The sequence below is a fragment of the Devosia sp. UYZn731 genome (assembly GCF_040546795.1).
Lineage (GTDB): Bacteria > Pseudomonadota > Alphaproteobacteria > Rhizobiales > Devosiaceae > Devosia.
This window is the reverse complement of record NZ_JBEPOL010000009.1, coordinates 96,246-120,300: the sequence shown is the minus strand read 5'-3', so window position 1 is coordinate 120,300 and position 24,055 is coordinate 96,246. Positions and strand designations below refer to the sequence as shown.

Below are 24,055 nucleotides of genomic sequence, written 5' to 3'. Positions count from 1 at the left end.
GTCAGCCGCGCGAAGGGCAACGCATGGATTGGCAGAACGATCCTTGCAACTTAAGTCCCCTTCCCGGATTGGTGCACACGACCGTGCTGTGAATAGGAAACGAAATATGCGCGAATATCCAGCTGACGCCCAAGTGATCTCGGAGATCGAAACCGTTCGCACCGCCCTGCCCACATGGGTCATAAGCACGGTCGAGCTCGTCGAGCTGGCCGAGAACGCAGAACGGGCAGCGGTTTACAGCAATCCCGATACCCTGGACCGTTCACGCAAGCTGATCGTGGAGGTTGCCGAATGGCAGCAGAAGCTCAGCGAATGGCAGGGGCTGGACCTCTCCCCGCGGCTCAAGGCCGAGTTGCGGATACTGAAAGCGACACTTGATGCTTCGATGGACGAGGCCAACGGTGCGGCACATGAACTGAAACTCTTTGACTGAGGGGTCGCCATGTCAGAAAACGAAAAGAAGAAATCCAATCCGGATTTAAAGAACGTCGAATCCGGGAGCGACGCCGACGAGACGCCAGTGGCCGAGCCGGGAAAAACCCCGCCAAGTCCCAATGAGAAGCCAAAATAGTCAGAGAACCGGGAAATCCGGTACTAACGAAGTTCCCTTATATCGAGCGCGCTCTCGCAGGACCAGGGTCGCCGCAACCTTCACATGGAAGCAGCGGCCACGTGAGCGTCCAGGCCGAGATCGATAGGCTCAGTGCCACGGCGACACTGCCTGCTCCAGCGTCGAGCAAATTCCTCCAATAACTGCATCGCGAGTTTTATCGTGACGCGCCAAAGTATGCTGGTCATCCATTTATGGGTCTCTAAGACCCTCTACGAACGAGCGCAGTGGTGTTTGTCTCCGAGCGTCGGCCATAAGGTGGCAACGCCTCGAGATAACGGTCATACCATCGATAAAAACTGTTTGTGCGGCCGCCGTGATGCGCACGGCACTGGCTGTCTCAAATGCCATGACGTTCTCCTAAAGGTATTTGGTGATTTCGCGGAAGACGCCGAGCTTCTCGCGGACCTCCGGCGAGAGGGCATCACTTCCTTCGCTCAGGTGGTGGTCGATGTGATCGATAATGATCAACTGCTTTGCCTTTTCCAGGGCCTTGATCACCGCCTGCATCTGCTGAGCAATGGCTAGGCCATCTTTGCCTTCTGCTACCATCTTGACGACGGTGTTTAGGTGACCTTCCGCCCGACGAAGGCGCAACTGAATTTGGGGATCATTGACGTGGCTCATACCTCTACCTATCCCCCAGGAGGGGATAGTTCAACAGCCAATGTTTCAGAGCGAATGCGGGTGTGATCATCGGGAAAGAAGGATAGGTTGTCCTAGTGCCAATATGTCGATAGATCTCAATTCTATCGACACGATTATCGTATGTGTCGATGCTAGCGACATGTCTGCTTGATGTGTCGTTAATAGGAGGACTGATCGACATGTCGTTCCGGCCAGAAATGATCTTCCACCGTTCCCTCCCCGCGAGGACTTAGAGACGAAGGCCGTGCTGAAGGCGTGCATCTTTGCACGCGCAGCACTCGCAGAACTTCGCGTTTCCGGCCAGCTCATTCCGAACCAAGCCGTCCTCATCAATTCCATCCCGCTGCTCGAGGCGCAGGCGAGTTCTGAGATCGAGAACATCGTGACTACCACCGACAGGCTGTTTCGGTTTGCCAACGAGGTCGGCGACCAAGCCGATCCAGCGACGAAGGAGGCGTTGCGCTATCGCACGGCCCTCAGCGAGGGTTTTGAGACGCTCAAACGGCGCCCTATCTCGACATCCACGGCGATCGCCGTCTGCCGTACCATCAAAGGCGTTGAACTCGACATTCGGGCCATACCCGGCACGGCCTTGATGAACGAGACACCGGCACGGTCATCTACACGCCTGGCGAACCTATTCTCGATCCTGTGGCGCTGACGATAGAGGATCCGGTAGTGGTCGATCTGAACCTTGCGGTTTGCCTTTGAAGGGATGCACGGGGTGATGCCTCGCTGGATCAGGGCGGCCCGGACCAGTCGGCGTCGTAGCCCCTGTCGCCCAGCATGGCCTTGGCTCTGGGCAGGGCTTCGATCATCAAAGCGGCACCCTTGTAGTCGCTCATCTGGCCTTCGGAGGGCAGCATGACCAGCGGACGACCTTTCTCGTCGCACACCGCGTGGCGCTCGGAGTTCAGCCCGCCTTTGGTGCGCCCGATACGTCGGGGAACAGCCCCTTTTTGAGCAGGCTCGCCGCGGTCCGGTGGGCCTTGAGGTGGGTGGCGTCGATCATCAGCCGCTCGGGCTTGGGTCCCATGGCCGACAGTTCGGCGAAGATGCGATTGAACACCCCTAACCGGCTCCAGCGCACGAACCGGTTGTAGACTGTCTTGTGCGGGCCGTAGTCCTGGGGCGCGTCGCGCCAGCGCAGGCCGTTCCTGATGACGAAGATGACCCCGGATATGCACCGCTTGTCGTCTACCCGTGGAATCCCGTGCGACAGAGGGAAATACGGCTCGATCCGTCGCATCTGCTTGTCCGTCAGCCAGAACAGGTCACTCATGGCAGGGTCCTCCTGCCGACAGTGAATCAGATCGGCGCCCAACCGTGAATCCCTTTAATGGGTCCTGAGCCTAGTGATGGATTGCTGCCCATTACAAGCTCTGCGCGCGTGACGCCATCGTCGATGCGGCAATGGGGTGGGAAGGGGACCGTCCCCTATTTGTAACACTTCTGGAAAAGCAGACACGCATCATTCGGCAATTTGGGCCCCGGAGAGGGTCATGCCTTAGTGTATCGAGCGCAATGGACTATCGATTTGAAATGGCCTTCGTCCCATGTGCAAGGGGCAGTAGCGCCAAAACTAGGACTGTGAGAATTGCTGCGAATGTCCAAGCCTCATTTATTGACATGGTGATCGCAGCCTTCTGAACAAATGGGGCGACCAGAGCTTGAGTTGTCTGGTCGAATGAAACTGATTGCCCTGCCGTAAAAAGCTTCGTCGGAATGCCGATCATTGTTGCGGTAGCCGCATCGCCTGCCATCAATTTCTCAATAATGTACTGACTGTGGATTTCGGATCGGCCGTAGATGATTGAGTCTATGATCGCGAGGCCTATGGCGCCGCCCAGATTTCGCATGAGATTGAACAAACCACTGGCATCCGGCACTTTTTCGACTGGCAAGCGGCCAAGCGCCAGTCGCGTCGGCGGAAGCAGACAGAACATAATGGCAAATCCGCGCAGGATCTGCGGCAGGACCATCTGAGCGGCATCAGTCGACACTGTCTGGAAAGCGCTTAACCCCAAACCCAAAGCGAATATCGCAAAGCCGGCGCCAATCAGGAGTCTTGGGTCTAGTCGCTGTTCCAAATACACTGCTATCGGTGCACTCGCCAATTGAGCCAGGCCAGTGACAAGCATGATGGAGCCGATCTCAAGGGCGTTTTGACCGCGAACAAAACCGAGGAAAACAGGCATTAGGTAAACGGAACCGAACAGGCCAATTCCGAGCACAAAACTCAAGATACATCCGACAAGGAACTGCCGGTCGCCAAGCGTCTGGAGATCAACGATGGGCGCACTCGACGCCAAAGTGCGCTGGGCAAAGCCATAGACACATGCCGCGGTCACAGCCAGCAACCCGATAACCGGAGATGACGCCCACCCCTGATCCGGTGCCTGCTTGAGGCCGATTTGCAGGCTCGCCAGTGCGATGGCAAGCATGAGTAGTGATAGCCAGTCGAGCGTGCCACGGGCCGCGGGGTTAGGTCTTTCCTTAGGAAGACATAGCAAAGCAACGATCCCGGCGAGAATGCCCGGCGCCACATTGATTAGGAACAGCCAATGCCAAGAAAAGGTCTCGGTAATCCAGCCGCCGACGATCGGCCCAACCGTCGGCGCCAGAACGGCCAGCAATCCGGCCACGGTGGTTGCACGACCTTGGCTGCCAGCTGGAAACAAGACAAATACAGCTGCAAATACGGACGGTATCAATGTCCCGCCAGCAAAACCCTGCATCACCCGCCAAAGGACCAAAGGTTCGAAACTGTTGCTGGCCGCACAACCGATAGATGCGACGCAAAACAAGGTGGTGGCGAACACGAAAAGCCATCGTCCCGTTAGCAAGCGCGTAAGATAGCCGGTCAGCGGAATGGCGATGACCTCTGCTATCAAATACGCCGTCTGCAGCCAGCTCATTAGATCAGGCTCTATAGCAACCGACTTTTGGATCGCGGCGATGGAAGTCGCCACTACCTGGACGTCGAGAATTGCCATGAACATGCCGATGCACATGGCAATGAACCCGAGCCATGTGGTTGCTAACCGAGGCGTGCTTGTCTGGACCAACATGTGAATATGCTCAGTTAATTAGCGGCAGATGTTGGACCAGGTGTAAGGCGAGGATTTCCTGAGGAGCGGCAGCAGCCGCTGCAACCCCGATGTTCAGGCTGGCGGTGGAGACAATCCCATGATCGGCCCCCAGGACGGCGGCGCGTAGCAAGCCGATCGGGGTGATTTGATGCCGTTCCACATGGGTATACGCTCGGATCATGCTGGAGACCTCGGTGTTGGAGACAGCGTCAGGACTGCTTCGAAGCCATTGGTCTGGCCAGTAGCGGGTGAGCGCAGGACCAGCGTGCCGCCAGTTTGCTCCATGATTGACCTGACGATAGACAATCCGAGCCCTGAACCCGTGCTTGATGTCGGCCCGCGATGAAACGGCTGACCGATCTTGAGCAAGACTTCGGGAGGCACAACCGGACCGGCATTGGTGACACGCAGCACATTGGGCTTCTCGACAGCGATGAAAATTGGCTGGTCGTCCGGCCCATGCAGGAATGCGTTCTGCACCAGGTTGCTTACGGCGATGGCAAAGGCATCGACATTGATAGAGGCCTGGAGTGTTGCTCCCTCCGACACCACCAGGTGCAGGCGCTCGCCGATGGCCGAGCTGGCCTGGAAATCGCGGACGACGAGCCTGAGCGCCGGCATGAGATCGGTTATCTGGTCGGCGCGAGCGAAACCGGCTTCCAACCGCGACAGCTGCAGGAGCTTTTCCGCCAACTGGCCGAGGCTTTTCAGCGCCAGTTCGATGTCTCTGAGTCGTTCGTGGCCGGGCGCCTGGCCGAGTTCGATCGCGAGTTGCTGCGTCTGGGCCAGAGCACCGGCTATCGGGGTGCGCAGCTCATGCGCGCTGCTAGCCGCAAAGCTGCGCTCGGCATCCATCGCCGTTTTCAATCGGTCGATGAGGCTTGCTACGGCCTGGGCGATGGGCGCCAGTTCCACAGGATGTCCCTCGATGGCGAGCGGCGCCAGATTGCGGCCGTCCCGGCTTTCGATATCGCGCCGCAGCCGCTCCACCGGTCGCATCGCCAGCCGGATCGCCACCCAGATCCCCAATGCAATAAGCGGGAGCAGCCCGAGTAGCGGCCATGCCAAAGCCGCTATGCTTTCCATCAATGCTTTGTCGCGGTGGTCGGAGCTTTCAAGGATGACGATCCCGTAACCGGAGCGCTCGTCCGTCGCGGCGAATAGCCGTTTGCCGTCGATTTCGGAAAAGCCATTTTGCAATGTGACGGTGGCCAGTTCGGGAGGGGCATTGTCACCCCGCACAATCACGTGGCCGTCACGATCGCGCACGAAGTAGGTGAAGTAATTTTCATCGCCTGGCTGATCGAGACCCGGGACCTGATGGGTCTCGTCCCGCTCCAGCTCGCGCACGTCACGGATCGCCAGCGGCAGCAGGCGATAGGCGCTTTGTTGCAGGGTTTCGTCAAAGGCCTCGTTGAGTTCGTGCCGCATCACGGTCGCCGATATCGAGGCGGCGCCGATCCACAGCAGGCCGGTCCCTACGGCCAAACCCAGCGATAGTCTCAGAGCAATGGAAAAGCTAGCCATGCCTAGGATGCAACCTGATAGCCGAGGCCTCGCGCCGTGCTGACAAAGTCACGCCCGAGCTTCTTGCGCAGCCGGCTGACATAGACTTCCACGGCATTGCTTTCGACTTCGGCGCCAAAGGCATATAGCGAATCTTCGATATCGCCCTTCGTCACGATGGCGCCGCGATGGCTTAGTAGCCGCTCAAGCACCGCCCATTCCCGTGCGGTCAGAACGACAGGCTTGCCATCAAGCGTCACGACCTTGCGAGCGAGGTCGACGGCGATGGGGCCAATGGTCACGAGGGGAAGGGGATTGCCCGCCGAGCGACGGGCCACGGCGGCCACGCGCGCGCTCATCTCGCTGAGATCGAACGGCTTGATCAGGTAGTCATCGGCACCCGAATTGAGGCCCTCGATACGGACAGCAACCTGGTCCTGCGCGGTGGTGATGATGACCGGCACCGGATTGCGGGCGGCGCGCAGGTCGCGCAGCAGGTCCAGCCCGCGTCCATCGGGCAGGTTCAGATCGAGCAGCACCAGCTCATAAGTCACGGTCGCCAGCGCCAGCCTTGCATCGTCAAGACGTTGCATCCAGTCGACGCCATGCCCGTTCGAGGCAATGTGGTCGCGGATGGCGGCGCCCAGCACGTGGTCATCCTCGATCAACAATACCCGCATAACCGCCTCTCCCTTCTGGCACGGCACCGTCCTAGCAGCTCAGTCTGACGCGAGGCTGAAGACGATAGTGGTCTCATTTCAGGCTGCTGTCAGCTTGCCGATGTCTATGGCCCCCATCGATAACCCGGTTGGGATCCTGAAAATGAAGAAATTAGCCGCTACCCTTGCTCTGTCCACTGCGCTCGTCGCTCCCGGACTGGCCTATGCCCAGGACCTCACCATCAAGGCGCAGATTGCTACCTACAATGGGCCCAACACGTTTTTCGCGATCTACGTGACCAAGCCCGATGGCAGTTATGACTCGACGCTATGGGTGGCCGGGCAAAACCAGCGCTACTACCGCCATCTGCGCAATTGGGTGCGCGGCATTTCGGCGGCTGGCGGCAATATCGACGGTATTTCAGGCGCCAGTGTCGGAGCGGGCCAAACCCTGACGGTCCATGCCAGTCTGGCGGACACGATGATCGATGCCGGCTATCAAATCCACGTGGATAGCGCCGTCGAGAATGGCGGCGAATATGCCGACAACGTGGTCATGCCGCTGACGCAGGCCAATTCCGGGGTTACGGCGAGCGGCACAGGCTATGTGCAAAATCTCACAGTGACTTTCTAGCGCCGGGAGACCGTCATGTTGCGTCGTATCCACTCCCTGCCAGGCCTATTGGCTGGTCTGCTCGTCATGTTCATGGCCCTGAGCGGCGCGTTCCTGTCGCTGCAGCCGACGATTGAGCGCTGGCAGGCAGGCGCTGCTGGAACGCAGCTCAGCGTTGCAGAGCTATCCGGCGCGGTTGCCCGCCAACTCCCCAACGTTTCCAGGATTGTCAGGATGGCCTCGGGTACAGTCATCGCATATTCCGACGGTGCTGCTGGGCAAGTCGCCACGCGCGTCGATCCAGCCACGGGATCGGTGCTGGGCCCATACGAAACGTCACCAGTCTTCGCCTTCATGACGGAACTGCATCGCTCGCTGTTCCTGGGGCAAGGCGGTCACTGGGTGGCTGGCATCGCTGCGCTTTCGATGCTGGTGCTGTCGATTTCGGGGATGCTGCTGGTGGTCGCCCGGCTGGGTGGCTGGTCCCGGGTTTTCTGGGCGGCCAAAGGCACGCTGAAGCAGCGCCTGCATGTCGACGTCGGCCGCATCGTGCTGGTCGCCCTCCTGCTCAGCGGCCTCACCGGCGCCTATATGTCGTTGGTCAGTCTGGGCGTAGTGTCGAGCGGGCAGGACGGTTTCATCGCCTTCCCCAGCGCGGTCGACGGCGGTGCGCCCGTGCCGGTTTCCGACCTCGCCGCGCTGCAGGCGCTTCCGCTGTCGCAACTGCGCGAACTGGTGTTCCCGGCGCCGGGCGATCCGACCGACATATTCACCATCACGACCAAAACGGGCCAGGGCTTCGTCGATCAGGCGAGCGGCGCCATGCTGGATTTTGTGCCGAACAGTTTGAGCCAGACGGTTTACGAGGCCTTCTACACCCTCCATACCGGTCAGGGCATCGCCTGGCTCGGCCTGGCGCTCGGATTGGCGGCGCTGGCCGTTCCGGTCATGGCCGGCAGCGGTATGTTGATATGGTGGTCGCGGCGGCGCAATCAGCCAAATCTCAAGCACAATGTCGCGGCAGGCGCAGCCGACACCATTATCCTGGTTGGGAGCGAAGGCAACTCGACCTGGGGTTTCGCGACCGCACTGCATGATGGCCTGACGCTGGCTGGTCACCGGGTCCACACTGCCCCGATGAACGCCCTGGCCCGTCACTATCATAAGGCCAGCCGCATGTTCGTGCTCACGGCGACCTACGGGGATGGCGCAGCGCCCCAGACCGCCAGCCGTTTCCTGTCGCGGCTCGGCCATTTCAGGGCCTCGCCGAATCTGGCCTTTGCGGTCCTCGGCTTTGGCGATCGCAGCTTCGCCCATTTCTGTCAGTTCGCCACCGATGTCGAAACGGCGCTGCTCGCCAAGGGCCTGAAGGCGTTCCAGCCAGCGGGCGCGATCGACCGGCAGTCGTCGCAGGCCTTTGCGCAATGGGGCAACGAAACCGGCAAGCTGTTGGGTATGCCGCTGCACCTTGTCCACGCGCCTACCGTGCCGCGGACGCGCAAGCTGGTCCTGATCGAGCGAGACGATTATGGCGTCGAGGTTCAAGCACCCACCAGCGTGCTCCGCTTTGCGGTGCCGTCGACGAAAAGTGCCGGCGTGACAGCGTGGCTCGGGCTGGGACGGCGCTTGCCGCGTTTCGAGGTCGGCGATCTCGTCGGCATCGTCCCGCCCGGCAGTGCCATACCGCGCTATTATTCACTGGCCAGTTCCAGCCGGGGTGGGGTGCTCGAAATCTGCGTCCGCACGCAGACCGGCGGAGTCTGCTCGGAGTTTCTGCATGCTCTCTCGCCGGGTGATGAGATCGAAGCCTTCGTCAAATCGAACCCCGATTTCCGCCCCGGACGGGGGCGCACACCAGTCATCATGATAGGGGCTGGCACCGGCATCGCGCCACTGGCCGGGTTCATCCGGCGCAATCGACAGCGCCGTCCGGTTCACCTCTACTGGGGTGGGCGAGATCCGCGCTCCGACTTCCTCTATGCGGTCGAGATGGCGCAATGCCTCGACGATGCGCGTCTCACCCGGTTCAAGCCGGCGTTCTCGCGCACAGTCGGCGGCAGCTACGTGCAGGATGGTCTCCGCGCGGACACGACCACGATCCGCGATCTCGTCGGGCAGGGCGCCCGCATCATGGTCTGCGGCGGCAGCGACATGGCCCGCGGGGTGCGCTCAGCGCTCGACGACATTCTTGCCCCATTGGGCGAAACCGCCCAGCACCTGAAAGCCACGGGAAGGTATCTGGAAGATGTTTACTGATCACCGCGCTGACAATTGGCCCGCAGTCTTGCCGGTTGTAACCTGGGCACCCCCGCATGCCCGCCACGTTCTTAATGGACCGACCATGGGGACGCGGTATTCGGCCGTCTTCACCGCATCGGCCGATCTCAATCTGGGCCTGCTCGACGCTGTGCTCCAATCGGCCGTGGACGCTGTCGACCGACAAATGTCGAACTGGCAGCCTGCCTCGGATCTGTCGCGGTTCAATGCGGCCGAAAGCGGTGTGTGGGTTGCCGTTGCCGCCGATCTACTCGAGGTCGTTGAGACCGGCCTCGAGATCGGACGCCGCTCGGGTGGTGCGTTCGACATTGGGCTGGGTCAACTGGTCGATGCCTGGGGCTTCGGTCCAAAGCGTTCAACCCCCGATGTCGATGCGATTGCGGTGCTTGCCCACCTTCTGCAGCGCCCGGCGACCGATCTGCTGGAACTCGATCGCCGCAATGCCCGGATCAGAAAGCATGTCCCGCTCCAACTCGACCTGTGCGGGATCGCCAAGGGATTTGGCGTGGATCAACTGGCGCGGTGTCTGGATGCCCACGGCATCGCGAACTATCTCGTCTCGATCGACGGAGAATTGCGCGCCAAGGGGCAGCGGCCCGATGGTGCCCCTTGGCATATTGCTATCGAACGACCTGACCGGGCCGACCGCGCAGCAGCCGCCACCATCGCCCTGCACGACGAAGCCATCGCCACCTCGGGCGACTATCGGCATTGGCACGAGCATGACTGGCGCTTGGTTTCCCATACGATGGACCCGCGGAGCGGTCGCCCGGTCAAAAATGGGCTGGCGTCGGTCAGCGTTCTGGCCCCCAACGCCATGGCCGCCGACGCGTGGGCGACCGCTTTGCTGGTCGCTGGGGAAAGAGAGGGCCCGGCATTGGCGCAGGCGAATGGGCTCGATGCCCTGTTTATCTTGCGCGATGGCGAAGATCTGCTGGAACTGCCGATCGGCAGATTTGTTTAGCCTTCAGCTTGGCGTCAGGTTGGGCCCCTAGAGCTGCAACCCTGACAGGCTGGCTGATTGCGGACGATTTCGTCGCGCAGGGTGCCAGTGGAGTTTTCATGAACGATCAACAAGCCGTAGGCTATTCTACCCTTCAGATTGCGCTGCACTGGGTGATTGCAGCCCTCGTGGCATTCCAGCTATTCTTCGGCGAAGGCATGACCAATGTGCGCGATGCGGCGGAGGAAGGCACCACGCCGTCCGGCGTCGATTTTGCGGTAAGCGTCGGCCACTATTGGTTCGGGATCGCCATTCTGGCGCTGGTCCTTGTCCGGCTGGGCGTTCGGCTGACGCAAGGCGTCCCGCCCGGTCCCGTTGCCAGCCCCACGTGGATGGATTGGGCCGCTAGGCTCATGCACTGGGCATTCTATGCAATGCTGATCGCCATGCCGGTGCTTGGCTTGCTGACGGTGTACGTTTCGGACACGTTTGGCGACATTCACAAGCTCGGCAAACCGGTGTTCATCGTATTGATCGCGGTTCATGCTCTGGCCGCAGTGTTTCACCAATTCGTCAAACGAGACGGTACGCTGCGGCGCATGCTTGTGCCCGCCCGCTGAACCGTACTCACCTCATCTCGCGATGCCCTCAGCGTCGCGACCACATCGCAGCGTCATGGCGACCACCGGCCGATCTGGCTTCAAGAAGGACTGCTCATGCCCGCTCAAGCCTACCTGAACCGCATCGCCACGGCGGTGCCGTCCAACGACGTCCACCAGTTCTTTATCGGCTTTGCGAGTTCGCAACTGAGCGAAGACCCGCGTCGTCGGGCGATTTTCAACCGCATGGCCGACAAGGGCGGCATCGAGCATCGGTTTTCCTGCTTCGAGCCGGCGAGCGACCCGGAAGGCGGCAGCGCTGACGTCGGGGGTATTTTCGCTCGTGGCGGCTTTCCGGGTACGGCCAAACGCATGGATATGTTTGCCGCCACTGCCCCCGAACTGGCGCGTCAGGCCGTCGAGAAAGTGCTCGATGGCGAGGACCGAAGCCTCATAACCCACATCATCGTCACAACCTGCACCGGGTTTTCGGCGCCTGGCCTGGATCTGGAAGTCATTGCGCTATGTGGTCTTTCAAGCTCGATCGAGCGGACCATTATCGGCTTCATGGGTTGCTATGCGGCTATCAACGCCCTCAAGCAGGCGCGCCATATCGTGCGCTCGGAGCCTGACGCGCGGATTCTGATCGTCAATATCGAGCTGTGCACGCTGCACCTCAAGGAAACCACCGATCTGGAAAAACTGCTGTCGTTTTGCCTGTGGGGCGATGGCTGTGCGGCGTCGATCGTCAGTGCCGATGCGATAGGTTTCAGTCTGGACAGTTTCCGCGGCATCGTTGCCGCCGACAGTCGAGAACTGATGACCTGGAGCGTACGGGACGATGGCTTCGACATGGTCCTATCGGGTCAGGTTCCGGCTGCAATCCATGACACGCTCAATGCAGGGATCGGCACGATCCTGGGCAACAAGAGCGTTGCCGATGTCGACCTGTGGGCGGTTCATCCAGGGGGCAAATCGGTCCTCGACGCGGTCGAGCGTTCGCTTAGCCTGCCACCCGAGGCCCTGATGCCATCGCGAACCGTGCTGCGCGAGAATGGCAACATGTCCTCGGCCACGGTCATGTTCGTGCTTGAAAGCATGCTGGCAGATCACGCCGCTGGCGATGTCGGCTGTGCCATGGCGTTCGGCCCCGGCCTGACCGCCGAGACCATGATGTTCCAGGCGGTGGGGGCGGCGAACTAGTGCCCCGTCCCCTGTCGCGCCGACTGATCAAGCCGGAACTGCTCGACACGATGGCGGTGGACGATCCCCGTGCCATGGCATCGCGACGCGATCTTGTCCGTGTCAATGCGGTGATGTTCCAGAGCGCCATCATGGCGGGCCTGCTGCGCGCCAACCTTGAGCGCAAGCCGTTGCGCATCTTGGAGATCGGCGCTGGGGATGGCCACTTCATGCTCTCGGTCGCCCGCAGGCTCGGCCGGGATTGGTCCTCTGTCGGGCTGGTTACATTGGATCAGGCCGACCTGATGACGCCCAAGGTCAAGGCCAATTTCGGTTTGCTGGGTTGGCGCGTCGAACCCGTCGTCGCCGATGTTTTCAACTGGATCGACGGACCGGGACTTGGCCAGTTTGACGTCGTCACGGCCAATCTCTTTCTGCATCATTTCCAGGAAGTTCAGCTCCGGCGTCTGTTCGCTGCGATGCCAGGGATCACCTCGCGCTTCCTTGCAACGGAGCCTCGACGCAACGGTTTGGCGCTGTGGAGTACGGGCTGGCTACGGGCGATTGGCGCAAACGACGTCACCTTGCATGATGCGGCTGCCAGTGTCCGCGCCGGTTTCGCCGGGACCGAGTTGTCCCTCCTCTGGCCAGAGCGATCGGCAATGGACCTCGAGGAACGCCGCGTCGGCCCGTTCACCCATGCTTTCGTAGCGCGAGCAACAGCGCCATGAACGCCCAATTTGATGCCATCATTATCGGTGCGGGACCGGCTGGCACTGCAACTGCCATTGGGCTGGCGAAGCAAGGGCGATCGGTCGCGATCATCGAGCGCAGCGCGTTCCCACGCCGCAAGGTCTGTGGTGAGTTCACCTCGGCCGTCAATGTCGATCTGCTCGAGCGGCTTGGGGTTGGGGCGGAGTTTCGCAGGCAGGCGGGACCGGAGGTTCGGCGGGTCGCGCTTTTTGCAGCGGGTAACACGGTCGAAGCGCCTATGCCGCCGGGGCAGGGCACCGCCTTTGGACGGGCGCTTGGGCGGGACGTCTTGGATAGTTTGTTGCTGGACGCAGCGCGTGACGAGGGCGCGACGGTTTTTCAGCCATGGCGAGCAACCGACATCGTTCGAGGCGTCGAGCGCTCTTCCGTCACGATAGAATCGCCGACAGAACAGCTTCAACTCGAGGCTTCTGTTATGGTGGCGGCGCACGGATCCTGGGAGCCCGGCAAGCTCAAAACCAATCTCGCCAAGATCAACCGGCCGCATGACTTCCTTGGCTTCAAGGCCCATTTTCATGGTGGCCGTTTGCCGCCCGATCTCATGCCGTTGATTGCATTTCCAGGCGGCTACGGCGGCATGGTGTGGGCCGACCACGATCGCTTGTCGTTGTCATTCTGCATGCGCCGCGATGCACTAGCCCGGGCCCGCTTGGCCAGTCCCAACAGCAGCGCCGCAGACGCCACCTACAATCACATCCTAGGGTCTTGCCCCGATGTGGCCGATGTCCTGCGGGGGGCAGAACTGGCGGGGCCCTGGGTCGCGGCCGGTCCGATCCGACCAGGTATCCGCTCGGCTTTTGAAAACGACGTATTCCGCGTCGGCAACATTGCCGGAGAGTCCCATCCCATTATCGCCGAGGGCATTGCCATGGCTTTGCAATCTGGATGGATCCTGGCGGCGCAGCTGGGCAAGCATGAGCATTGGGACATCGACGCCCGGGCTGCCGCTGGACAAGCCTATCGCTCTGCATGGCGCAATCAGTTCGCGACGCGCATCCGATTGGCGGCGATCTTGTCCGGCGTGGCAGCGTCCTCCAACGGCGCAAAGCTCATGCAAGCGTTCATCGGCCGTTTTCCAGTCAGCCTGTCCCTAGGGGCTGCGCTCAGCGGAAAAACCAAACCGGTTCCGGCGCTGGTCTGAACTCTTTTCCTCCTCCCGGCGACTTTGATAGCTTCGAAGCCGTGGGGTGGTTCCCAAAACGCGATAATGAGCACACGAAACATGGCGCATCCGATCAGACGCCACTCCTGAGGTGAAAACCCATGACCGCTCCTTATAAGTCCGCTCACGAAGAAATACATTTCATCAGCCGCTCCGGATGGCTTCGTGCTGCCGTGCTGGGGGCCAATGACGGCATCGTCTCTGTGTCGTCGCTAATCGTTGGCGTCTCGGCGGCCAATCCAAGCCCCGGCGCCGTGCTGATTGCGGGCGTGGCCGGGCTGGCCGCAGGGGCTATGTCCATGGCGGCGGGCGAGTATGTCTCAGTCAGCTCGCAGTCCGATATCGAGCGCGCCGATATTGCACGCGAAAGACAGGCCCTGATCGACACGCCTGACGAGGAACAGGCCGAACTCGCGTCGATTTACGAGTCACGTGGCCTGTCGCCGGCGACGGCCGCGTTGGTCGCCCGGGAAATGAGTGAAAAGGACGCCTTGAGCGCCCATGTCCGGGACGAACTTGGCTTGTCGGAAGTCCACAGCGCCAACCCGCTGCAGGCGGCATTGGCCTCGGGCCTAACCTTTACGGTGGCCGCCGCCCTGCCGGTGATTGCAGCCGTGCTGGCACCATCTGGTACGACCATTCCGGTTGTGGTCGTTACGACACTGGTCTGCTTAGCAGGCCTTGGAGCACTTGGCGCCCAGGCGGGTGGCGCCCCAAAGCTGCGCCCGACCGCACGCGTCCTCTTCTGGGGAGCGGCAGCCATGGGTGTAACCGCCCTCATTGGCCGTCTGTTCGGCATCAGCGTCTAGCCACCGTTCTGAAATACACCCACATAGCCGCCACGCTCCGGAGACTAATCTTATTGACCAACGGTTTGCACAACGGCAGCTTTTGGGTGTTTTCGCTACAAGCTTAAACGACAGAAATGGGGTCGGAAACAGCCGTTCCAGACCGCATATTATGCGAATCCAACGACGAGCGGGTCCTGAAGGTGCCCCGACAAGCGCGGACGTTGGGGGTTTTGCAATTATGCCATGTAAATCTCAATCACCTCGCGCCCAAGCCGCAAAAGATACCTGCAGCGGAGGTGACATCTCCCAGGTTCTATTCGACGCTCGGGTGTCCGAAGACACTTCCCACTCCGAGCCTTGACGAACATGGCCCAGTTGACCAAGTCGTTGATCATGTCCCACGAGGATGATGCATTCCTGCTCGAGCTCGTTCATTCCGCGGCCACCTCCCGCCAAAGTTTGATGGCATTCAGACGCCGCTCGACGCCGGCAACGATCGATGCCACTAGGTGGTCCGGAACGTCCACCGGCAGAGCGTCTTTGACCGAGGCAATGCGCTCGGTCGCCGTGTCGTAGATCTCTTCGAGCATGGTCGTTACGACCCTGTCCTCGAAGCCCGCCTGTCTGGCGGTCTGCTGAAAGTGGCGCGGCACGATTTCATCGACGTGGTAGTGGCGGCTTTTGCCTACTGCCATGGCGAGCTTGTAGCGCTTTTCGGAGAGCTGCCTGGCATCCAGTGTAGGTTGAACGCTCAGCACGTCATAGATAGGCGTCATGTGGAAGCGGGCGTTAGGGTAGAGGAACACACTGAAATTCTTGGCATGGCCGTCGGTAGCGCCGAGCAGCCAGAACAGGACCTGCGCCCGGATAAACTGCGCGCGGTCCTGCGTCGGCGCGTCGCTGGCGCTCAGCAGGTCCATGGCTTTGAGAATGCCAGGCCCATGGTCGCTCTCGTATTTGCGGGATGGCGGCACGCCCAGGGCCTGACAGAAATCCTCCTGCGGCAAACGCAAGAGCTTTCCGTCGCGGGTCCATAGCCGGTCAAAACGCGTCACGCTCAGCGCCTTCACGCCGGCAAAATTCTCAATGGTGACTTCGGCTGTGGGCAGACCAAAGGCCGCACACAGCTTCATGCAGAGATATTCGTTCTCAACGCTGTCGCTGAGATCGATATCGTTCGCGACCTTGCCCATGCGGGGTTTGAGGATATGCGTTGTCGGCGTCGTGCCGTGCGGTCGCAGCCACTTGCCGTTGTGCCACAGTAGCGCGGTCTTCTCCTGCGCGCCGGCGATGGAGATTCGGAAATCGGCGTCGTCGTCCATGCCGAGCGGCGCCGTCTTGAGGTTGTTCAGTATGGCGGCAATGTCGTCGTCACTCACCGTGTCTCCGGTGATAGCGCCAGGCTCGCCTCTGGCATCACCCTCGCGCAGAAACTGCAGCGCACCGACGCAGTCGCGGCCAATGGCGGACAGCATGCTGAAAGCGTCCGTGCCGCCCGCATCAAAGCGGGCGGCCACGCTTTCGCGCACGGGCTTATTGTCGGGAAGTAGATTCTCGAACACGGCGATCACCGGCTCGCCGACGTAGCCGTCCTCGCGGAGCGGCAACGACAGCGAAACCGGGATGGCATTTTTCTCCTCAAGCCAGGTCGGCGCATAGCGAAAGCCGATCGCGCCGCTAGAGGCCTTGGTCAGCGTGCCGATGTCACGTCCGTTTAGGACCACACTGAGTGGCGCGTTTGATTTACGCCGCGCCATTATATTAAATCCTCAATATCAGAGGGCAGTGACTTACGGCGCGGCTGTACGACCAGTTCGAGATCGAGGGCCGCAAGTACGTCGGTCAGGGTCTTCAACTGCGTCCCGGTTTCGCCACTCTCAAGTGCCGAGATCGTGGCTTGCCGGAGCTGCGTTTTCGCGGCCACGTCGGTCTGTGTCAGGCTGCCCTTCTTGCGATAGCGTCTTAGGATGGCGCCAAGCTGTCGGGGTGATCGTGCAATGTCCATGATGTCCTCTGACGACCATTATACGCGCCGGCGTATATCAAAGCAATATACGTTTTAAAGTATATCGTCCAATTATACGCTAGGTCGTATAAACAAGAAATATCCGCCATAGCGTATACTTCTGCCGCTCACTGAGGGGCGGGATTGACGATTTAGGCGTAGGGGACGGTCCGATTCAGGTCGTTAGTGTTGATTGTCGCTTGGACCTGACCCGGGTGACGTGAGGTGGAAATGAACAGCGCGTTCAAAGTTCCGAAACGCATCGCGTTGTAATTTCTTCGCACCGTTAGGTTGTTATCACATTCAATCCTCTCGGCGCGCCCCAGACTGCGAAAGCGGCTGGGGCGTTTTCTTATTACCGGGATGGGCCATTGCCATCGGCTTACTCCGATCGCGACTTGGCGGGGTTGAACTTCGTCGGGTCCCCTCCAAGGATCAGCCCGTCTTCTGCCCCAAGGCGAGCCCGGCCCCTAACCGCCCAAGCGGTTGGGGGCTCTTTTTTTGCGTTTATGGAATGTGATCAAGAGTTATTTTGTTCTCATTTTGTTCACAGCGCTAGAAAAACCGACTCCCTCACTCTCGTAGGAACCGATGCCGATCCCGATTAAACCCCACCGCGGTTCGAACGCGCTTGACCAGATGCACTCCCTAAAGGCGGCTCCAGCTTGCGCTGGGGCCGTTTTCTATTGCATCACTTCATCTTCGCAGCCGACCGGATCACCTCATCGCGTAGCCGGTCCAGACCCTCGCCAAGGTTTTCCGCGTGCTCCGCAAGCCGATCTGTCGCGCGGGCGTGCTGGCGGGCGATGACGTTGCTTTCCGTCACCGCCATCGTCAGGCCCTCCACAGCGGCCGTGGCGAGGTTGATGACGGCTGCGACCTGTGCAGCACCCGCGCTCGCAGCCGGTATGCCGGTTCTGCCCTGCAGGAAACCAAATCGATTGATGGCAAATATGATCGCTAGGGTAACGCCCAGGGTTATAATTGCGACGGGCGGCATATCAGTGGGGAGCATGGCTTTCTGCGGCGTCGTGGGCAGCGCGATAGACGTTCAGCAGCTCCACCACAGCGAACACCGGGTATATGGCCAGCCAGGTCGAGATGATGCCCGACTGCCAATAGCAGTAGGCGATGCCGACGAAGAGGCAGCAGCCCAGACTTGCCGACACTGAGCGATCCACGGCGTTACGTTCTTGCGGGCGCCGTTGACGATCAGCCCCCGATCCAGAGGAAGCCCAGGCCGACCATGATCCAGCCGACGACGGCCTCATCACGGAAGATGGCGCGGAGGCCCGACCATGCCGGCTGGTCGAATATGTTGGGGTTGATCACCAGCACAGCGCCCCATATCGCGGTGACCATGGCCAGCATCCATTCCGTCATGCGAGGACCGAAACGGTGCTGGGAGCATCAGTCGTACCTCCCGCGGAGAAGGTCCTGAATGCTCCACATATTGCGCTTACGCCGCGCCGGCGGTGCAAGGTGCTCCTCATGGTCATCAATGGGCAGCGCCGCAGGTTTCCAGCGTCATGATCGCGCCAGCCCTGACGGTAGGCGCCAAAGGTCACCACGGCCGCCAGAGCGCCCACGATGCCCTGCCAGCCGAAGACCTTCCATGCCTAGCCGAGCAGCAGCCCGCCGATGATCACCCAGGCCCAGGTCGGTACCACGCCGAGGACGAAGTAGAATATCCAGTCCATCATTTCGGGTTCAACCTCTTGCTGATGAAGGTGTGGGCGACGACGCCTGCGGCATCACCAGCACGACGCCAAGCGCCCATTGGAATGGACCGTTGCCGGTGGCCAAGCCCGTTGCGCCGCCAGCGCCCACCAGGACAGTGCCAACGGCCTCTGGAGTGGACCACTTTGGTGCCTGCGCCTGCACTTCAACAGTGCTGGTGGCGACAAATGCACCCTTGGCCCAAAGGCCGGCCTCGGCAGCGCGCCGGTTGGCCAGCCCCTCCATCACGTGGCCATCGTTCTTGTCCAGCGGACGAGCTGCGTCGGCACGGAATTGTAGTCTCCGGCGTTGAGCTTCTTGAGAAGCGTCGAGGTCGAGAAGCCCGCGACCTTCGCGCTGCCGACGCCGACGTTATCGGTGACCGACACGAGCGCACCGAACTGGTTGTCGGAAAGCTGAACCTTGACCAGGCGGCTCGACGGTTGTGGCAACGGCCGCCAGGCGCGCCTTGAGTTGCACCAGGGCATCGGCCTTAGTGATCGTGTCGCCCTTGCGCACCGCCCTGCCCTTGATGGTCGTCTGACCATAGCCAATTGTCCACGGCGTCCCGTCGCGCGAGCCGGCGTCGGGATAGGCTTCGGCTCGAAAGCCCTCCCACTGCTGGATAAGCGCAAGCGTCTCCGCGTAGTCTCCATTAATGTTGAGGATTGGCTCCCTGCCCCATCGTGGCTAAAAGGCCGATGAAGCGAGGGTCAGGATGGCAAAAGAGTTTCGAGTGGTGGACTACAGGACCGAACTGGTTGATCTGGCCGGGATCACAGTCATAGCCGGGACACCGGAAGAGGCTGCTCGGCTCGCCCTCGGTGAAGACCTGGTGCGCGGCGGCAACCAGAGAGGCAACGTTGTGCGGGCGAAGGTTTATGTGCAGGGCAACGACGCACTGACACTGGTAAAGCTTTTCGCGAAGTCCGAAACGCAAAGCGCAAAGCGAACGCGGGAACGCAGGGCGGTTAATTCGGAGTAGACGAGGTGATGATCCCCATTAGGGGTTGGTGCGTTGGCTGCGGTCGGCGAAGGCGACGTGAACAGTTCGGTCAGCGTCATCGTCGACCAGGTCGTAACGCCATCACGGCTGCCTTCCAGCGTGTAATCGGTGCCAGCCGTGGCGGCATCGACTTCTTTGACCCGGGTATGCGCCTTCATCTTGGTGGGCGCGGCGGCCGCTGTGAAGGCGGCAGACCGCACGGTCACATTGTTGGGAAGGACTGAGTGCGTATAGCGCAGAGCAGAACATGCCCCGACGCCAGCGTCTTCCGTCCCAACGAACGAGCCAGTCGTTGGATGCGAATTAATATAGGCGCGTGTTGTGATGTCGCGCGTTGAAAGCGCACCGCCAAGAGCAGTCCAAGCAGTGAGATAGAAGGTGCCGCTGGCAGGGACCGTGTAGGGAGCGGTTTGGCTTCCACCCAGCCTGCAATGAGCGAGCACCTCATTTTCGGCGGGTCAATTAGCGCATCGTCCTCATGGCATCCGCTATCGACAGCTGAAGCTCGCGCTGGATAGTGTCGCGCGCTATCTTGATCACCCGCTCACTGAACCTGAACCGCGGCTGGTATCTAGCCTGCCGCTCGAACGCGACCAGCAGATTGAGGCGGGTCTTCTGATTTCCCCTGCCGTCGTCACCTTGCGCCCGCGTCTTGAGCCCAAGCCCTCCTGCTGCGCACGTCGAGCCGTTCATACAGGCCGGTCGGCAGATGCTTGGTCTTACCCTTCCCCTTCGAGACGAAGACGTTGGGCTTGGCTCACATCTTGGCAATCGCACCGCGGCTGATGTTGCCGTACTGGTTCAGGCGCTGGCCTACAGCGATGTTGATCGGGCTGCCTGGCATTGGCTGGCGCAATCCACCTTGCTCCAGGCGCGTCAGGTACTGAGCCTGCACGTCACGAACAAACACCCTGGCCTCAAGCTTCGCCTTGGTCGCCGGCTGGAAGCCGATTGCCCGCGGGGTGAAAAAGTGTCGGTCGATCGACGATCGCGGGCAACTGCTGCTGCATTTTCTGCGACGCAAACCTGGCCGTGTTGGTGAGACCGCGGGCGATCGCGTAGTTCAGGTTCTTCTGAACCTTGGACTGAATGGCGCGAGCCTATGCTTCTAGTGTCATGGTCTCTTCGGCCTATTGCCGCCTCGAGCCATCTGATAGCCTTGATTGTTTTCAGGGGGCCGCGCGATGAGTGCTAAAGATCGATACTCAGTAAAGCTCGTTTGCATAGAGTGCAGCACTGAAGGCGTTGCAAACGTTTCGGAGAATGATCACCCTCATGCTCCGTCGCAGATGAACGTTAAAGCTATATCTGAAGGCTTCCGAGTGTTGAAGTCGACTGGGGACATCTTAACAACGACATTTTGCTGCACCGTTTGCGGCACAAAGGCCACCCTCAGTCTGACTTAGACTCACTAATACAGCCGAAGGGCCTTAGCTACAGTCAGCTTCTTTAAACGCCGGATTTCGCATCCCTGATCAGCTTCCGTAACTGAGCGAGCAACACACGCCCGACAATGGCACTGGTGCTGTAGCCTTCTGCGCTCAGCGCTGTTTTGACGCCAGCCACGTCAGTGAAACGACCTGACTTTGCCATATGAAATGCGCGCTCGATTGCAGATGTGTTTGGATCCATGACATTGATCTATCACACAATAGGGACTTGTCTTTCGCCGTCTCTGCCATATGGCGCCGTTCTCCGCGCTGGGCTTTGGTCAGGCGGTGGGCTAGTGGCTTGCTGGGCATTGAACGACGTTGGCGTTAACTCTTAGAGACGAGGCTTGGAGAGCCGGGGGAAGGCCATGCTACTTATCCGACTAGCCGCGGCGCCTTATTCGGCCGGCTAATGGAGGAAATATTGAAGCCCGTATTTTACGCAGCCACAGCGCTGTTAGTGTTGGCGACGGCCACGCCGGCATTTGCAACAATGCACACGATTACGATCAAAAATCCGCAAGGCGATCGGATTTCGCGCTTTTCAGTGATGCATTCCAAAGTGATTAATTTTCAGCCTACCAGCGCCACAGAGTTCGACGTCACAATCGACCTACCAGACGAGGCGTTCTGCAATCCTATTGTACGCGTCACGATGGGCGACGGAGAACGGATCGAGACCCGCATTTCGATCTGCCAAGATCAGGGCTTCACGATTCGAGACCGCTAGTCGCGGGCATGCCGACCCGTCTGCCCTGCCTCTTGACTGTGCCCGGTCGGTGGCGTCTGCCGGGCTCGCTTGCCCTGGCTGAATTGCAGCCCCGAGCTATGGCTCGGATCCGGCAACTTCTAGCTCTTCGCGAACTCGTTCGGGTTCATGATAGGCTAGTCATTTTTGGAGGAACCTATGGCGCTAATTCGGCTGACAGACCCAGAACGTACCGGAACCGTTCTTATCAATCCAGATCACGTCATAAACGTTCAGACAATCAAGGGGCAAACCTGGATAGCAACAACGGGACTGAACGGCTCAGGTGGAACCCGCGTCTTCATTGTGGAGGAAGACGAGCAAGCAGTCGGCAAAGCTCTCTTCCCTTAATTGATCGCCGCCTAAGCCTTGCCAGCTCTCGGCAAAGGTTCGCTAGCTCTGAGACGAAAAAGCCACCGCCGAGGGATGGTGGTGGCCCAAGGCGCACGACTACGGTGAAAGCAAGGGTACCTAAGCGGAAAGGCCCGATTACGCGGGTCTCAAATGGGAGCCACGCCGCCGACCGGACGAAGACTTTGGTGCGACAACCCCGCATTGCTAGGCAGAACAAACCCCAACTGGTGACCGCTGGAAACGCAAAAGGCCCGCCGAAGCGGGCCTTTCTAGTTAGTGGTGGTTGTTGTTCCAACCGCCGTGGCCGCCGTCCCATCCACCGTTGTGGTTATTGTGGTTGCCGTCCCCATAGTTGTTTCCACCATGGTTGCGCGGCCGCTGGACGTTGCCGAAGCTGAACGAGAAATTCACGGATGGTTTGACTGACTGCTGCTGCACGCGACCTCGCTGTAGGTAGCTAGCTGCCACCCAGCCATCGGGGCCGTCTTTTATAACGTAGCACCAGCTACCTTGGCATTCACGGACGTCTACCCGTTCCCCGCGGGACAGGCTATCAATCCGCTGGTATCCAGCCGATGGTCCAGAGCGAACATTGACGGTACCGGTCGCGACTGCAGGAGTAGCAAAAGCCGCTCCAGCCGTCCCGAGAACCACGGCACCGCCCATAATCAGCGAAACAATTTTTGCAGAAATTCGCATTGTCGATCCTAGACGTTGAAAGGTTTCTGCCCTCAGCATTGATATAGGCGAGTGCAAATGAACCCAGTCTGAAGGCTGCGTTCATTGCGGTAAACAGGCGACGTCACACCATGCCCATACTAGGCGCGGAGCCTGCAGTGGATCGAATCATCAGTGAGGGAGATGGCCATGACCTCCGTGCCCAGCCCGAATAGCTTGGCCTTGCCCATCGTCGCCTGAATCATGGCGCCGGTCTGCTTCTCGCCCTTGGCGATGCCGCGGGCTTCCTCGAGCTCGGCTGCGAGGCTTTCGACGGTCACTTCGGCACGTATTGCGCCCCGCTCCTGCAGTTCGGTGACCCGATCTAAAGTGCTTTGTTTTGCTTTAAGCGTCGCTGCATTGCCTCGGTTGGGCTTGAATCCCGCCACTGCATAGCCTCGTCTGCCGTCTTGCCCTTTACCAGCGCCTGGGCGAAGGCTTCATGACGCTGGTTTGGGAGGATGGGCATGGTCGAACAGTTTCCATTGGACAGGGCCGCGGCCGCTGGCACTAAGTTCGAGCCGCTCTGGGTGACGCCAAGTCACTGGCCGAGAAGCGTCCGGAATGTCCCGCTCAACGACTTCGACCACCTTGGCCGCGATCCCAGGACAATGCCGCTCTACTGGGACGGCGCTGCACTCATCACCGAGAAGCGTTGTAGCGTCGTCGAGCGGCGCTTTGCATGGGCAGGCGTTGCGATAGGTGTAATCGGTGTGGCAGCAACCGTCGCCCAGGCTATAGCTGCCTTTATGGCCCTGCCCGTTCATTGAATGCCGACCCCCGGACTATGGCCGGTCCGGGGTCTTCTAGCTCTTCCGTCGTGACGGTTCGCTAGCTGGCTGAGACCTTGTCGAACGTCAGCGCATAGATCTCGCCAACCTCGAACTGCTCAATGGCAGACGGTTTGGTGATGGTCATGGAAAGCTCGCCAGTCGGGGTATACTTGGACCAGTCCTTGTTGCCCTCTGGCAGCCCCTGCAGGTAGTTGCCGAAGGCCGCCGCCAGCTTCACCTGCACATTGACGTGACCTGGGCTCAGGGTCGCCTGGTGGTTGATTTCGGTCACATAGAATCTTGCCTGAACAGTCATGATCGTCTCCTTGAGCGCCGGTGTCCTTGCCCCGCACCGGATGGGGATGCCTGCTGGTCGAGACCGCCTCAGCGGTCCGGAGCATACGACACTCGCCGGTCTGATCCCAAGCCGCAGTCCTGATACCAGGG

At 60.3% G+C, this 24,055-nt stretch carries 31 protein-coding genes and 1 pseudogene; 13 read left to right on the top strand and 19 right to left on the bottom strand.

Annotated elements, in window-relative coordinates:
• Positions 1–106: 106 nt before the first annotated feature.
• Both ABIB57_RS21450 and ABIB57_RS21445 read left to right on the top strand, forming a co-directional pair.
• The gene (locus ABIB57_RS21450; RefSeq protein WP_354043285.1) at positions 107–433 is read left to right on the top strand and encodes a hypothetical protein; all 327 of its coding nucleotides are present in this window, start codon (positions 107–109) and stop codon (positions 431–433) included.
• A gap of 9 nt (positions 434–442) precedes the next feature.
• On the top strand, positions 443–571 hold the full coding sequence (locus ABIB57_RS21445; RefSeq protein WP_354043284.1) for a hypothetical protein: 129 nt from the start codon (positions 443–445) through the stop codon (positions 569–571).
• Positions 572–970: 399 nt separating this feature from the next.
• Here ABIB57_RS21445 and ABIB57_RS21440 read toward each other — a convergent pair whose 3' ends face one another.
• Positions 971–1,237, bottom strand: a complete 267-nt coding sequence (locus ABIB57_RS21440) for a metal-sensing transcriptional repressor (RefSeq protein ID WP_354043283.1) — start codon at positions 1,235–1,237, stop codon at positions 971–973.
• Between the two features lie 265 nt (positions 1,238–1,502).
• Between ABIB57_RS21440 and ABIB57_RS21435 the strand changes: the two genes are divergently transcribed.
• Positions 1,503–1,919, top strand: a complete 417-nt coding sequence (locus ABIB57_RS21435) for a Fic/DOC family N-terminal domain-containing protein (protein ID WP_354043282.1) — start codon at positions 1,503–1,505, stop codon at positions 1,917–1,919.
• On the opposite strand, the pseudogene ABIB57_RS21430 reads toward ABIB57_RS21435, so the two are convergent.
• The 5 genes and pseudogenes from ABIB57_RS21430 to ABIB57_RS21410 all read right to left on the bottom strand — a co-directional run.
• A pseudogene (locus ABIB57_RS21430) lies at positions 1,844–2,540 on the bottom strand (IS5 family transposase); the annotation flags it as partial. The gene ABIB57_RS21435 and the pseudogene ABIB57_RS21430 overlap by 76 nt on opposite strands.
• Before the next feature lie 247 nt (positions 2,541–2,787).
• Positions 2,788–4,329, bottom strand: coding sequence for a DHA2 family efflux MFS transporter permease subunit (locus ABIB57_RS21425; protein ID WP_354043281.1), 1,542 nt, complete (start codon positions 4,327–4,329; stop codon positions 2,788–2,790).
• 10 nt (positions 4,330–4,339) lie between these two features.
• Complete coding sequence (locus ABIB57_RS21420) at positions 4,340–4,531, bottom strand: hypothetical protein (protein WP_354043280.1); 192 nt, start codon at positions 4,529–4,531, stop codon at positions 4,340–4,342.
• Positions 4,528–5,877, bottom strand: a complete 1,350-nt coding sequence (locus ABIB57_RS21415) for a sensor histidine kinase (protein ID WP_354043279.1) — start codon at positions 5,875–5,877, stop codon at positions 4,528–4,530. The genes ABIB57_RS21420 and ABIB57_RS21415 overlap by 4 nt, the downstream gene beginning before the upstream one ends.
• Positions 5,878–5,879: 2 nt before the next feature.
• Positions 5,880–6,536 carry a response regulator transcription factor gene (locus ABIB57_RS21410; RefSeq protein ID WP_354043278.1) on the bottom strand — a complete coding sequence of 219 codons (657 nt, stop codon included), beginning with the start codon at positions 6,534–6,536 and terminating at the stop codon, positions 5,880–5,882.
• Between the two features lie 142 nt (positions 6,537–6,678).
• Here ABIB57_RS21410 and ABIB57_RS21405 point away from each other — a divergent pair, with 142 nt between their 5' ends.
• From ABIB57_RS21405 to ABIB57_RS21370, 8 genes are all read left to right on the top strand, one after another.
• Complete coding sequence (locus tag ABIB57_RS21405) at positions 6,679–7,149, top strand: DUF2271 domain-containing protein (RefSeq protein WP_354043277.1); 471 nt, start codon at positions 6,679–6,681, stop codon at positions 7,147–7,149.
• 15 nt (positions 7,150–7,164) lie between these two features.
• The gene (locus ABIB57_RS21400; protein WP_354043276.1) at positions 7,165–9,384 is read left to right on the top strand and encodes a PepSY domain-containing protein; all 2,220 of its coding nucleotides are present in this window, start codon (positions 7,165–7,167) and stop codon (positions 9,382–9,384) included.
• Between the two features lie 85 nt (positions 9,385–9,469).
• The gene (locus ABIB57_RS21395; RefSeq protein WP_354043275.1) at positions 9,470–10,369 is read left to right on the top strand and encodes an FAD:protein FMN transferase; all 900 of its coding nucleotides are present in this window, start codon (positions 9,470–9,472) and stop codon (positions 10,367–10,369) included.
• 98 nt (positions 10,370–10,467) lie between these two features.
• Entirely contained in the window at positions 10,468–10,968 is a 501-nt protein-coding gene (locus tag ABIB57_RS21390) for a cytochrome b (protein WP_354043274.1), read from the top strand.
• A gap of 96 nt (positions 10,969–11,064) precedes the next feature.
• The gene (locus tag ABIB57_RS21385; RefSeq protein WP_354043273.1) at positions 11,065–12,150 is read left to right on the top strand and encodes a type III polyketide synthase; all 1,086 of its coding nucleotides are present in this window, start codon (positions 11,065–11,067) and stop codon (positions 12,148–12,150) included.
• A gap of 50 nt (positions 12,151–12,200) precedes the next feature.
• Positions 12,201–12,860 carry a class I SAM-dependent methyltransferase gene (locus ABIB57_RS21380; protein WP_354043272.1) on the top strand — a complete coding sequence of 220 codons (660 nt, stop codon included), beginning with the start codon at positions 12,201–12,203 and terminating at the stop codon, positions 12,858–12,860.
• Positions 12,857–14,044: an NAD(P)/FAD-dependent oxidoreductase gene (locus tag ABIB57_RS21375; protein WP_354043271.1), complete on the top strand. Its 1,188-nt coding sequence runs from the start codon at positions 12,857–12,859 to the stop codon at positions 14,042–14,044. Before ABIB57_RS21380 ends, ABIB57_RS21375 begins: the two co-directional genes overlap by 4 nt.
• 122 nt (positions 14,045–14,166) lie before the next feature.
• The gene (locus tag ABIB57_RS21370) at positions 14,167–14,874 is read left to right on the top strand and encodes a VIT1/CCC1 transporter family protein (protein WP_354043270.1); all 708 of its coding nucleotides are present in this window, start codon (positions 14,167–14,169) and stop codon (positions 14,872–14,874) included.
• A gap of 413 nt (positions 14,875–15,287) precedes the next feature.
• Here the strand turns inward: ABIB57_RS21370 and ABIB57_RS21365 are convergent, their stop codons facing one another.
• The 10 genes from ABIB57_RS21365 to ABIB57_RS21330 all read right to left on the bottom strand — a co-directional run bounded on the left by ABIB57_RS21365 (position 15,288) and on the right by ABIB57_RS21330 (position 20,496).
• A complete protein-coding gene (locus ABIB57_RS21365; protein ID WP_354043269.1) occupies positions 15,288–16,613 on the bottom strand; it encodes a type II toxin-antitoxin system HipA family toxin in 1,326 nt (441 codons plus the stop codon).
• The gene (locus ABIB57_RS21360; protein ID WP_354043268.1) at positions 16,613–16,861 is read right to left on the bottom strand and encodes a helix-turn-helix domain-containing protein; all 249 of its coding nucleotides are present in this window, start codon (positions 16,859–16,861) and stop codon (positions 16,613–16,615) included. Before ABIB57_RS21360 ends, ABIB57_RS21365 begins: the two co-directional genes overlap by 1 nt.
• A 691-nt stretch (positions 16,862–17,552) precedes the next feature.
• On the bottom strand, positions 17,553–17,876 hold the full coding sequence (locus ABIB57_RS21355) for a hypothetical protein (protein ID WP_354043267.1): 324 nt from the start codon (positions 17,874–17,876) through the stop codon (positions 17,553–17,555).
• Positions 17,863–18,030: a hypothetical protein gene (locus ABIB57_RS21350; RefSeq protein WP_354043266.1), complete on the bottom strand. Its 168-nt coding sequence runs from the start codon at positions 18,028–18,030 to the stop codon at positions 17,863–17,865. The genes ABIB57_RS21355 and ABIB57_RS21350 overlap by 14 nt, the downstream gene beginning before the upstream one ends.
• A gap of 43 nt (positions 18,031–18,073) precedes the next feature.
• Complete coding sequence (locus ABIB57_RS21345) at positions 18,074–18,244, bottom strand: hypothetical protein (RefSeq protein ID WP_354043265.1); 171 nt, start codon at positions 18,242–18,244, stop codon at positions 18,074–18,076.
• Positions 18,245–18,571: 327 nt separating this feature from the next.
• On the bottom strand, positions 18,572–18,829 hold the full coding sequence (locus tag ABIB57_RS26870; RefSeq protein WP_502914444.1) for a hypothetical protein: 258 nt from the start codon (positions 18,827–18,829) through the stop codon (positions 18,572–18,574).
• Positions 18,826–19,032, bottom strand: coding sequence for a glycoside hydrolase family protein (locus ABIB57_RS26865; protein WP_502914443.1), 207 nt, complete (start codon positions 19,030–19,032; stop codon positions 18,826–18,828). The genes ABIB57_RS26870 and ABIB57_RS26865 overlap by 4 nt, the downstream gene beginning before the upstream one ends.
• Complete coding sequence (locus ABIB57_RS26860; RefSeq protein WP_502914452.1) at positions 18,953–19,207, bottom strand: glycoside hydrolase family protein; 255 nt, start codon at positions 19,205–19,207, stop codon at positions 18,953–18,955. The genes ABIB57_RS26865 and ABIB57_RS26860 overlap by 80 nt, the downstream gene beginning before the upstream one ends.
• Positions 19,208–19,459: 252 nt before the next feature.
• Positions 19,460–19,786, bottom strand: coding sequence for a hypothetical protein (locus ABIB57_RS21335; RefSeq protein ID WP_354043264.1), 327 nt, complete (start codon positions 19,784–19,786; stop codon positions 19,460–19,462).
• A 557-nt stretch (positions 19,787–20,343) separates the two neighbouring features.
• Positions 20,344–20,496 carry a hypothetical protein gene (locus ABIB57_RS21330; RefSeq protein ID WP_354043263.1) on the bottom strand — a complete coding sequence of 51 codons (153 nt, stop codon included), beginning with the start codon at positions 20,494–20,496 and terminating at the stop codon, positions 20,344–20,346.
• Positions 20,497–21,440: 944 nt separating this feature from the next.
• Between ABIB57_RS21330 and ABIB57_RS21325 the strand changes: the two genes are divergently transcribed.
• Positions 21,441–21,746, top strand: coding sequence for a hypothetical protein (locus tag ABIB57_RS21325; protein ID WP_354043262.1), 306 nt, complete (start codon positions 21,441–21,443; stop codon positions 21,744–21,746).
• Between the two features lie 645 nt (positions 21,747–22,391).
• Here the strand turns inward: ABIB57_RS21325 and ABIB57_RS21320 are convergent.
• Together ABIB57_RS21320 and ABIB57_RS21315 are read right to left on the bottom strand one after the other, a co-directional pair.
• Positions 22,392–22,817, bottom strand: a complete 426-nt coding sequence (locus ABIB57_RS21320; RefSeq protein ID WP_354043261.1) for an SH3 domain-containing protein — start codon at positions 22,815–22,817, stop codon at positions 22,392–22,394.
• 119 nt (positions 22,818–22,936) lie between these two features.
• A complete protein-coding gene (locus ABIB57_RS21315; protein ID WP_354043260.1) occupies positions 22,937–23,224 on the bottom strand; it encodes a hypothetical protein in 288 nt (95 codons plus the stop codon).
• Positions 23,225–23,302: 78 nt separating this feature from the next.
• Between ABIB57_RS21315 and ABIB57_RS21310 the strand changes: the two genes are divergently transcribed.
• Entirely contained in the window at positions 23,303–23,605 is a 303-nt protein-coding gene (locus ABIB57_RS21310) for a hypothetical protein (RefSeq protein ID WP_354043259.1), read from the top strand.
• 61 nt (positions 23,606–23,666) lie between these two features.
• Here the strand turns inward: ABIB57_RS21310 and ABIB57_RS21305 are convergent, their stop codons facing one another.
• On the bottom strand, positions 23,667–23,924 hold the full coding sequence (locus ABIB57_RS21305) for a hypothetical protein (RefSeq protein WP_354043258.1): 258 nt from the start codon (positions 23,922–23,924) through the stop codon (positions 23,667–23,669).
• Positions 23,925–24,055 lie beyond the last annotated feature (131 nt).